A 10,555-nucleotide genomic window follows, 5' to 3' on the forward strand; every position below is an offset into this window, starting at 1 on the left:
GTTATTCCATTCCTTTTTTTGTCATACTTTCTTTCAATTTCTCATGTTCTTCTTTTAATTTTATGTAATCGTGTATGACGTTTACCGCCGTCAATACCGCTAGTCTACTCGTGTCAAGCGAAGGATTCTTGGCATTGAGTTCGCGCATTTTATCATCCACAATCGCTGCTACCATGCGGATATGACTTGTACTTTCATCGCCAACAACTGAATATTGCTGACCATAGATTTCTACATTAATTCGACTTTTCTTTCCCTTTTGTTGTGACAACTCACCGGCCTCCAATCACGTACAGAATCCTAAAGTTTATCATACCATGAACCTTCATAATATGGAAACAGAAAGAACAATCCGATATGATAAAAATAACAATATAAAAAAAGGGGCGACCATTATGTCAAATTCTATCGTAATTCAAACAAATTCTACAGTAATTGAAGACATGAAACAACAATATAAACATTCGCTTAGCTCAAAAACTCCGCAAGGCGGAATCTTCATGGCAAAGGTACCATCTTGCACGATTACAGCGTATAAATCTGGAAAAGTAATGTTCCAAGGAGGCCGCGCTGAAGCAGAAGCTTCTCGTTGGCAAACTGTCTCTCAAACACCGAAAACAGCTGTAACAAAATCTGTCGATTCCCATCGTTATGCGCCTCCTGCTTCCATCGGTACAATGTCTATTGTGGGGTCTGATGAAGTTGGTACGGGAGATTTCTTTGGACCGATGACAGTCGTTGCTGTATATGTGAATGCAAAGCAAATTCCACTACTAAAAGAACTTGGTGTAAAAGACTCTAAAAACTTAAATGACGATCAAATTACTGCCATTGCGAAACAACTTCTACACGTTGTTCCTTACAGCTCCCTTGTCCTTCATAATGAAAAGTATAACGAGCTATTTGATAAAGGAAACAACCAAGGTAAGTTAAAAGCTTTACTACACAATAAAGCTATTACAAACTTATTAGCTAAAATGGCACCTACAAAACCTGAAGGCGTCTTAATCGATCAATTCACACAACCTGATACATACTATAAATATTTAGCAAAACAAAAACAGGTACAGCGTGAAAATGTTTATTTCGCTACGAAAGGTGAAAGCGTCCATTTAGCAGTAGCCGCTGCTTCTATTTTAGCTCGCTACTCATTCGTAAAACAATTTGACGAACTAAGTAAAAAAGCTGGTATGCCACTTCCAAAAGGTGCTGGTAAACAAGTTGATATCGCCGCTGCTAAATTAATTCAAAAAGTAGGTAAAGAAAGATTACCTGAGTTTGTAAAACTGCATTTTGCTAATACAGAGAAAGCGTTTCGCTTATTGAAATAGTATCGACAAAAACAGGGGCTTACAAACTCCTGTTTTTTGTTTCATGTGTTCTCGATTCAATGTAATTGCATTTACTATTTTCCTCTTCTAGCTATATCGCTAAATTAACTCATTTTTAGTAATTCCCCTATAAAAAAGGAGAGCCGCCAAGACTCTCCCTTTTTTATATTAGCTTCGTTTCTGCTTCTTATTTGATGAAGATACTTTATGAGAACCCGTTTCATGTGTTGTTGTCCCTTGTCCTTCCACTTCTGGAGAACCTAGGATTGATCTTGAATGGTCTTTTTTCACTTTTTTACTCATTGCACTCACCCCCAAGGTTACTTTTTACTTAAGGGTAAAAAACTATTCAACATAATAATCTGAACATATACTCGCTACTCTTTTACTCTCGTGTTTGGTTTTCGCTTATGTCCCATAGACGCTTTGCTGCATCCTTATCCAAGGCAGCTTCAGACATTTCCCCTACTTGTTTATCGGCATAGTAATAACCACTCTGATTAGTAAATCCAGTTGATTCTGCTAGCCATACTAAAGTTTCAGCACCTTTCTCCGGCGTACGGGAGAAAGGTTTCATTGCTGCCATAGTTAAGCGAGCAGCTAGACCATTATCCTGGTTAAAATTTGTATTCACTAGCCCCGGGTCAAAGCTATAAGCACTAACACCCGTTCCCTCCAACCGCTGTGCCAATTCAGAGGTGAATAAAATGTTAGCTAGTTTTGTTTGTGCATAACGCATTGTAGGACCGCCCATGAACTTCTTAATACCGCGATACAGTTGTTCTGCATCTCGATCATCGAAATCAATTCCCTTTTTAGCCATTTTATGACCGTGAGATGCAGTGGTAATGACGCGAGCAGGAGCACTTTCTTTTAAACGCTCCAACAACAAATCTGTAAGTAAGAATGGACCTAAATGGTTTACCGCCCAGGTCATCTCCAAACCGTCCTCTGTAATTTGTCTTGTTTGAAATAAAGCACCCGCATTATTTACTAATATATCAATTCTCGGACATCTTTCTAAAATATTGGTAGCTACCTGGCGTATAGATTGTTGGGAAGACATATCAGCGAAAAATATATCTACCACTGCATTCCCATCCGTTATATTTTCAAGTTGAGTCATAACATCATTCGCTTTTGCTTCATTACGTGCAATGATTCCTAGCTTAGCACCGCTTTTTGCAAACACCTTAGCTGCCGCTAATCCAATACCACTTGTTGCACCAGTGATTACTATATACTTGTCACGCAATGTCCACTTTGTATGACTTGGAATTTCCCCCATTGTATAAAAACCCCTTCCCTATATAAATGTCGCATTCATTTTACTTATATATGAAGTGGGAATTGAACTATGAACAACATCTTTTCTAGTCGTGAAATACTTTATAAAGTTCAGGTTGCAATTACAACCTTTCTCAATAAAAAAAGCGAGAGCAGTTGCTCTCGCTTTTTTTATATCTTAAAACTCAGAAGAACCTGGAGTTCTTGGGAATGGAATTACGTCACGGATGTTAGCCATACCAGTGATGTACATTAGGAAGCGCTCGAAACCTAGACCGAATCCAGCGTGTTTTGTACCGCCGTATTTTCTAAGTTCTAAGTACCACCAGTAGTCCTCTTCGTTCATACCTAATTCTTTAATTCTGTCTACTAAAACGTCCATTCTTTCTTCACGTTGACTTCCGCCGATTAATTCGCCGATGCCAGGAACTAGAAGGTCAGTAGCAGCTACTGTTTTACCGTCTTCATTCAAACGCATATAGAATGCTTTAATGTCTTTCGGATAGTCAGTTACGAATACAGGGCGTTTGAAGATTTCTTCTGATAAGTATCTTTCGTGCTCTGTTTGTAAGTCAATTCCCCATTCTACTGGGTATTTGAAGTCAGCACCTGATTCTTGAAGTACTTTAATTGCTTCTGTATAAGTGATGCGACCGAAGTCTGAGTTAATTACGTTGTTCATGCGCTCAAGAACTGTTTTATCAACGAAGCTGTTGAAGAATTCCATTTCTTCTGGTGCATGCTCTAATACGTATTTCATTGCATATTTCAGCATATCTTCTGTAAGGTTCATTACATCCCCTAGTTCCGCGAATGCAATCTCAGGCTCAACCATCCAGAACTCAGCAGCGTGGCGAGTTGTGTTTGAGTTTTCTGCACGGAATGTAGGTCCGAATGTGTATACATCACGGAATGCTAATGCATAAGCTTCAGCGTTCAGCTGTCCACTTACTGTTAAGTTTGTTTCTTTACCGAAGAAGTCTTTTGACTCATCAACTTTTCCGTCTTCACCTTTTGGTACGTTGTTTAAATCTTGCGTTGTTACGCGGAACATTTCGCCAGCACCTTCTGTATCACTACCAGTGATGATAGGTGTATGAACATGTACGAATCCACGCTCTTGGAAGAATTGGTGAATCGCAAATGCTGCGATAGAACGTACGCGGAACGTTGCAGAGAATGCATTTGTTCTTGGACGTAAGTGAGCGATTGTACGTAAGTATTCAAATGTATGACGTTTCTTTTGAAGTGGGTAATCAGAATCTGATAAGCCCTCGATATCAATTTTTTCTGCTTTAATTTCAAATGGTTGCTTCGCTCCAGGCGTTGCAATTACTTTACCTTCTACTTTAACTGAAGAGCTAAGTGGAAGTTTTGCAATTTCTTTGAAGTTCTCTAATTCTGTATCGAAAACGATTTGAACGCTTTTGAAGAAGCTACCGTCGTTTAATTCGATGAAACCAAATGCTTTTGAATCACGTAAGTTACGAATCCACCCTGATACTTGTACTGTTTGATCTGCATACTTTTCTGTATCTCTATACAGACTTTTTACTAATGTGTTTTCCATAGTGAAATTCTCCTTTGCTCATATATTTAAATACAAAAAAACCTTTCATCCATAAAGGGACGAAAGGTTAAACTTCGCGGTACCACCCAATTTGTCATAAAGACCAACTTTAACTCGTATGTAATACATACTTCCCGGTTTGTAACAGGCCGGATTCCCGTCTAAGTCTACTCTTGAATACAAGATTCAATTTCGGTTAGCAACTCCAAGGTGTTCTTCACATATACCGCCTCATCAGGCTCTCACCGTCCCTGACTCGCTTTGGATTATAGTATATACTACTTTTCCTTATCATCGTCTTTCATTTTGTTAAACTAAAATTAATGTACTACATTCGAGAGAAAGATGCAAGGTGTCGGAAAATATATGAGCGATTTTTGTAATATATCGACTTACCGACAGTGTCCGACAACTAACCCAATAAAAAAATTGCCGGAATATATCCGGCAATTTTCTAATTACTTACGTAACTCCGCACCGAATTTCTCTTCTACCGTTGTTAGTACACGGTTATGTGCTTCTGTTACTTCTTCGTCTGTTAATGTACGTTCTGCATCGAAGTAAGTCATAGAGAATGCAAGTGATTTCTTGCCTTCTTCCATTTTTTCACCTTCGTATAAGTCGAATAGTGTTACGTCTTTCAGAAGTTCTCCGCCAGCTTCAGCAATGACTTGCTTCATTTCGCCAGCTTTTGTTTCTTTCGTTACGACAACAGCCATATCACGTGTCATAGATGGGAAACGTGGAATTGCTGAGTAGTAAGTTTCTTCTGCGTCTGCACCGAATACTTTTACAAGAGATAGTTCAAATACGAATGTATTTTTCACATCTAATTGTTTTTCTGCTTCTGGGTGCAATTGACCGATGAAACCAATTACTTCGCCATCTAATACGATGTCAGCCGTACGACCTGGGTGCATACCTTCACGTTTTGCTGGTGCATATGTGATTTGGTTTGAAACACCAAGTACGTCGAATAGTCCTTCTAGTACACCTTTCATAACGAAGAAGTCTACTACTTTTTTCTCACCTTGCCATGCATGGTGAAGAGCAAGACCTGTCATAACACCTGCAAGATGTTGTTCTTCTTTCGGAAGTTCTCCTTCTTCTGTCGGTAAGAAGATAGAACCTACTTCGTATAAAGCAACGCTGTCATTTTTACGAGCGACATTGTATGAAACTGCTTCTAGTAATTGCGGTACTAAGCTTAAACGAAGTTGGCTACGTTCTTCACTCATTGGAAGTGCAAGACCTACAGGCGCCTTTTCGTTTGGCTCAACCATATATTGTTTCGCTTTGTCAGCGCTTGTTAATGAATACGTGATTGCTTCATATAAACCAGCACCCTCTAAGAAGCGGCGTACTTTACGACGTTTCGTTTGTGCTGATGTTAATTTACCACGAGTCATCGTTCCAGAAGGTAATGTAACTGGAATGTGGTCATAACCGTATAGACGGCCCACTTCTTCTACTAAGTCTTCTGAAATTGTAATATCAGGACGACGTGCTGGTACATTTACATGGAATGTTCCTTCTACTTCTGTGAATGGGAATTTCAAGTTTGTGAACATTGTACCCATTTCACTCGCAGAAATATTTGTACCTAATACACGGTTTACTTTTTCAGCAGTAACAGATACTGTACGCTCTTGTACTTGTAAGTTGTCAGCTTCTACTACACCTTCAAGTGCTTCACCGCCAGCATATTTCGCCATTAAAGCAGCTGCGTGTTGAATTGCTTCAAATGTACGTGTTGGGTCGATTCCTTTTTCAAAACGTGCACTTGATTCACTACGAAGACCTAAGTCTTTTGATGTACGACGTACTGTTTGACCTACAAAGTATGCAGACTCAATTAGAACGTTTACTGTCTCATTTGTAACTTCAGAATCCGCCCCGCCCATCACACCAGCAACAGCTAAAGCTTTCGTGCCGTTTGTAATTACAAGGTGGTGGCTTTGTAATGTACGCTCTTGATCATCTAACGTTTCAATTTTTTCGCCTTCTTTTGCAAGACGAACAACGATTTCTTTTGAACCTAATTTATCGTAATCGAATGCATGTAACGGTTGACCGTATTCCATTAAAATGTAGTTTGTAATATCAACTACGTTGCTAATTGGACGAATGCCAGCTGCCATAAGACGAGTTTGCATCCACATTGGTGATGGACCAATCTTTACGTTTTTAACCATTTTTGCAATGTATAATGGGTTTTCTTCTTTCGCTTCTACACTTACAGAAATATAATCAGAAGTTTTTTCTGCTGTTTCTTGTAAGTCGATAGCTGGAAGTTTTACTTCGCGGCCATAAATAGCAGCTACTTCATATGCAACACCTAACATGTTTAAGCAATCTGCACGGTTTGGTGTTAAGCCAAGCTCAAGTACTTCATCGTGTAAGTTTAAAATTTCAAGTGCATCTGCACCAACTTCAGCGTCACTTGGGAAGATAAAGATACCATCTGCGTATTCTTTTGAAACTAACTTTCCATCAATACCAAGCTCTTGAAGAGCACAAACCATACCGTGAGAAGCTTCACCGCGTAGTTTTGCTTTTTTGATTTTGAAGTTACCAGGAAGTACAGCTCCAACTTTTGCAACTGGTACTTTTAAACCTTTTGCAATGTTAGCAGCTCCACAAATAATTTGAACTGGCTCTTCTTCACCGATATCGATTAAGCATTTGCTTAATTTATCAGCTTCTGGGTGTTTTTCACATTCTAATACGTGACCAACTACAACACCTTTTACACCTTTATTTAATACTTCAACGCCTTCTACTTCAATACCACTTTTCGTGATTTTGTCTGCTAGTTCTTGTGCTGTTACATCTTTAATATCTACATACTCTTGTAACCAACGATATGATACGAACATACTTATCCTCTCCTTCCCTTACGCTCGTTTGAATTGTTGTAAGAAACGTACATCATTTGTATAGAAATGACGAATGTCATCTACTCCGTATTTCAACATTGCGATACGCTCTGCGCCCATACCGAATGCGAAACCTTGATATTCTTTTGAATCATAACCAGCCATTTCAAGTACGTTCGGGTGAACCATACCTGCGCCTAGAATTTCAATCCAGCCAGTTCCTTTACAAGTGCCGCAACCTTTGCCATGACACATCATACAAGAAATATCCATCTCTACAGATGGCTCTGTGAATGGGAAGAAACTTGGACGAAGACGGATTTCACGATCTTCACCGAACATCTTTTTCACGAATACTTGCAGTGTACCTTTTAAGTCACTCATACGAATGTTTTTATCAATTACAAGACCTTCAATTTGCATGAACTGATGTGAATGCGTCGCATCGTCGTCATCACGGCGATACACTTTACCAGGACAAATAATTTTGATTGGGCCTTTTTCTTTATTATTTTCCATCGTACGTGCTTGCACAGAAGATGTATGTGTACGTAGTAACGTTTCTTCTGTAATGTAGAATGTATCTTGCATATCACGCGCTGGGTGATCTTTCGGTAAGTTTAGTGCTTCGAAGTTGTAGTAGTCTTTTTCTACTTCTGTTCCTTCAGCTACTTCATAACCCATACCGATGAATACATCTTCAATTTGTTCAACAACAGCTGTTAATGGATGGTGGCAACCTGTTTCAACAGGACGACCTGGCAATGTAACATCAATTGTTTCAGTAGCTAGTTTCGCTTCGATTACTGCTTTTTCTAAGTTACTAATTTTGTCTTCTAGACGCGTTTGAATCGCTTCACGTACTTCATTTACTAATGCTCCCATACGTGGACGCTCTTCTGCTGATAATTTTCCCATGCCGCGTAATACTTCTGTAATTGGGCCTTTTTTTCCTAAATACGCTACGCGTACGTCGTTTAAGCCCTTTAGCTCTTTCGCTTCTTCAATAAGCTCTAACGCTTTTTGCTTTAGCTCTTTTAAACGTGCTTCCATTTTGGAACCCTCCTAATTTTAAAAATAAAAAAACCTCGCTCCCAAAAAGGGACGAGGTAAATTCGCGGTACCACCCTAAATTGACAGAACAAGTCTGCCCACTCATTAGTTATAACGATCAATTCTGACCGGAACGCCTTTACATATACATGGTCCTGGCGTCAACTCCAGAGGTGAATTCACTTCCGTCTACCATAAGAATGCTTTCAGTCTACGGCACTCTCTCCCTATATGGCGATTTTGTAAGTTACTCTTCTCTATCAACGTTTTTCGTTATTTAACTTTTAATATAATGTACTTCAACTTATTATAAGAAGTTTTTTATTTGTTCGCAACCGGGCTTTGCAAATAATACGTTAAAATCCCTGCTGCAACCGCAACATTTAATGATTCTGCCCCGCCGTAAATCGGAATATACAAGTTTTGATCCGTTTTTGCAAGAATTTCTTGGCGTACGCCATTTCCTTCATTTCCTACAATTAATGCAAAACTGCCAGCCGGCGTTACTTCACCATACGAAACTCCATTTTCAAGAGCTGTTCCATATACAGGAACGTCATTTTCTTTTAACTTGTCTACCCATTCTTCTAAGTTCCCTTTTACAATTGGTAAGTGGAAAATAGAGCCTTGTGTAGAGCGGAGTACTTTACTATTGTAAACATCAACACAACCTTCTCCAAGCACAACGGCGTGAATACCAGCTGCATCAGCTGTACGAATAATTGTTCCTAAATTACCTGGGTCTTGCAGGCCATCTAATAAAAGGAATTTCCCATCAGTAAGAGCTACTTCTTTCTCACGCTTCTCACAAACAGCAAATACACCTTGCGTCGTTTCTGTTTCACGAAGTATTTTTACAATCGCCTCAGGTACGATATACATTTCCACATCATTAACTGTCCAATCTTTCGGAAGGTCTGTCTGATCTGAAACGATAAGTTCTGTTACAATCCCTGTCTTCAAAGCTTCCTCGACTAAGTGGAATCCTTCTACAAAAAATAAACCTTTTTTATCGCGTTCTTTTTTCGTTTGCAGCTTTTTCCACTGCTTTACACGCGGATTTTGTACTGAATCAATGTTTTTCATAATATGTATTTCCCTCTCTTCTTGTCTTATCATTATAGCCTATTTTTCATACATATTTACATAAAAAAGAACAAAAACTAACGTCAGTTTCAATTCTGAAGAAGAGGTGAAAGCAATGAGTTTTAATTTACGCGGTGCCGTATTAGCGAATGTATCTGGAAATTCACAAGATCAATTACAAGAAACAATCGTCGATGCAATTCAAAGCGGTGAAGAAAAAATGCTTCCAGGTCTTGGCGTTTTATTTGAAGTCATTTGGAAAAACGCTGATGAAAATGAAAAGCACGAAATGTTAGAAACACTAGAGCAAGGATTAAAAAAATAAGCAATTTGAAAATCACCTTTGCATAAGCTAAGGTGATTTTTTTGCAGAAAATTTTTTTCTTCTCCTAAACATTTCTACTTTACTAACGAACTATGATGGAGTACAATGTTCAAAATACATTTAAACCGATCGATTTTTCTTCATATACACCATAAGATAAAAGGAGTGAATGTTTTATGCACCGTATTACGCTTGAACAAATTTTTAAACACCACATTACACAAAAATACGTAAACCGTTCTGGAATGGTCCACGCGATCGCTGTCGCTTACCATGCGTTTCACCTAGCCAAAAAGCATCACGCCTCAGTCGATGCTGCCACAAAAGCTGGCTTCCTTCATGATATCGGACATCATACGTGGTACACAGGCGGCGAATGGGATTATGACTTATATAAAAAGAATGATATCCATGCAATTAAAGGCGCTGAAAGAGCACATAAATTACTTATTAGATTGGGAGAACATCCAAAACTAGCAAAAGAAATTTCTATTGCAATTCTTCTTCATACAGATTCTTTCTTAGTGGAACAAGAAATTGAAAGAACATCTCTTCAAAATATTATTAAATGGGCAGACGAAGCAGATGAAGAACCGGGCGGAGCGCATCATTATCGAACAATTTCTTATGAAAAAGCACTTAAAGCAATTCAGCAATTAGATCGATTGGTAGAGCGTGAATTGCAAATAGAGCAAGCAAAATTGAATAACAAAACAGAACATAGTTATCAATGAGAAAGAGGCATCACTACAGGGTGATACCTCTTTTATTATTTTATGGAAAATACACCTTTATATGTAATATTTAAATATTATGCCTGAAAACAAAATCCATTATTCCAGCTATGTTATTTCATATTATGAATAATATGTTAGCATTCTTAGGATAAAGAGAGGTATCATGATGATACCTCTTGGTATTATCCCCTATAGGTAGACAGTAAAAAAGAGTCCATCTGATATGATGGACTCAATACTGTTTTATCTGGAGGGGATTTTTTTATGGCAAGAAAAGGACAATCATT

Annotated in this window: 10 protein-coding genes, 1 pseudogene and 2 other annotated features; of the genes and pseudogenes, 4 read left to right on the top strand and 7 right to left on the bottom strand. The window is 38.6% G+C overall.

The window, feature by feature from the left end; translation table 11 throughout:
• Position 1 precedes the first annotated feature (1 nt).
• Positions 2-271 (bottom strand): cell division protein ZapA, encoded by a 270-nt coding sequence (gene zapA, locus MR168_RS17145; protein WP_000082701.1) that lies wholly within the window; start codon positions 269-271, stop codon positions 2-4.
• A 124-nt stretch (positions 272-395) separates the two neighbouring features.
• Between zapA and rnhC the strand changes: the two genes are divergently transcribed.
• On the top strand, positions 396-1,331 hold the full coding sequence (gene rnhC / locus MR168_RS17150; protein WP_086411779.1) for a ribonuclease HIII: 936 nt from the start codon (positions 396-398) through the stop codon (positions 1,329-1,331).
• A gap of 168 nt (positions 1,332-1,499) precedes the next feature.
• Here the strand turns inward: rnhC and MR168_RS17155 are convergent, their stop codons facing one another.
• The 6 genes from MR168_RS17155 to MR168_RS17180 form a co-directional block, all read right to left on the bottom strand.
• A complete protein-coding gene (locus MR168_RS17155; RefSeq protein ID WP_000039591.1) occupies positions 1,500-1,634 on the bottom strand; it encodes a YuzL family protein in 135 nt (44 codons plus the stop codon).
• A gap of 82 nt (positions 1,635-1,716) precedes the next feature.
• Positions 1,717-2,619 carry an SDR family oxidoreductase gene (locus MR168_RS17160; RefSeq protein ID WP_086411778.1) on the bottom strand — a complete coding sequence of 301 codons (903 nt, stop codon included), beginning with the start codon at positions 2,617-2,619 and terminating at the stop codon, positions 1,717-1,719.
• 177 nt (positions 2,620-2,796) lie between these two features.
• Positions 2,797-4,188, bottom strand: a complete 1,392-nt coding sequence (gene asnS / locus MR168_RS17165; RefSeq protein WP_242291432.1) for an asparagine--tRNA ligase — start codon at positions 4,186-4,188, stop codon at positions 2,797-2,799.
• Between the two features lie 52 nt (positions 4,189-4,240).
• Positions 4,241-4,492 (bottom strand) — a binding site (T-box leader).
• Between the two features lie 154 nt (positions 4,493-4,646).
• Positions 4,647-7,067 (bottom strand): phenylalanine--tRNA ligase subunit beta, encoded by a 2,421-nt coding sequence (pheT, locus tag MR168_RS17170; protein WP_242291433.1) that lies wholly within the window; start codon positions 7,065-7,067, stop codon positions 4,647-4,649.
• 18 nt (positions 7,068-7,085) lie between these two features.
• A complete protein-coding gene (pheS, locus tag MR168_RS17175; RefSeq protein WP_000388222.1) occupies positions 7,086-8,120 on the bottom strand; it encodes a phenylalanine--tRNA ligase subunit alpha in 1,035 nt (344 codons plus the stop codon).
• A gap of 44 nt (positions 8,121-8,164) precedes the next feature.
• Positions 8,165-8,393 (bottom strand) — a binding site (T-box leader).
• Positions 8,394-8,441: 48 nt separating this feature from the next.
• Positions 8,442-9,239 (bottom strand): TrmH family RNA methyltransferase, encoded by a 798-nt coding sequence (locus tag MR168_RS17180; protein WP_140159355.1) that lies wholly within the window; start codon positions 9,237-9,239, stop codon positions 8,442-8,444.
• Positions 9,240-9,321: 82 nt separating this feature from the next.
• Between MR168_RS17180 and sspI the strand changes: the two genes are divergently transcribed.
• The 3 genes and pseudogenes from sspI to MR168_RS17195 all read left to right on the top strand — a co-directional run.
• On the top strand, positions 9,322-9,531 hold the full coding sequence (gene sspI / locus MR168_RS17185; RefSeq protein ID WP_000009509.1) for a small acid-soluble spore protein SspI: 210 nt from the start codon (positions 9,322-9,324) through the stop codon (positions 9,529-9,531).
• A gap of 176 nt (positions 9,532-9,707) precedes the next feature.
• Positions 9,708-10,265 carry an HD domain-containing protein gene (locus tag MR168_RS17190; protein WP_000554786.1) on the top strand — a complete coding sequence of 186 codons (558 nt, stop codon included), beginning with the start codon at positions 9,708-9,710 and terminating at the stop codon, positions 10,263-10,265.
• A 74-nt stretch (positions 10,266-10,339) separates the two neighbouring features.
• Positions 10,340-10,420 (top strand): annotated as a pseudogene (locus MR168_RS17195) (CPBP family intramembrane glutamic endopeptidase); the annotation flags it as partial.
• Between the last annotated feature and the right edge of the window lie 135 nt (positions 10,421-10,555).

Origin of the sequence: Bacillus cereus group sp. BfR-BA-01356 (genome assembly GCF_022663635.1) — a bacterium.
GTDB classification, from domain to species: Bacteria; Bacillota; Bacilli; order Bacillales; family Bacillaceae_G; genus Bacillus_A; species Bacillus_A cereus.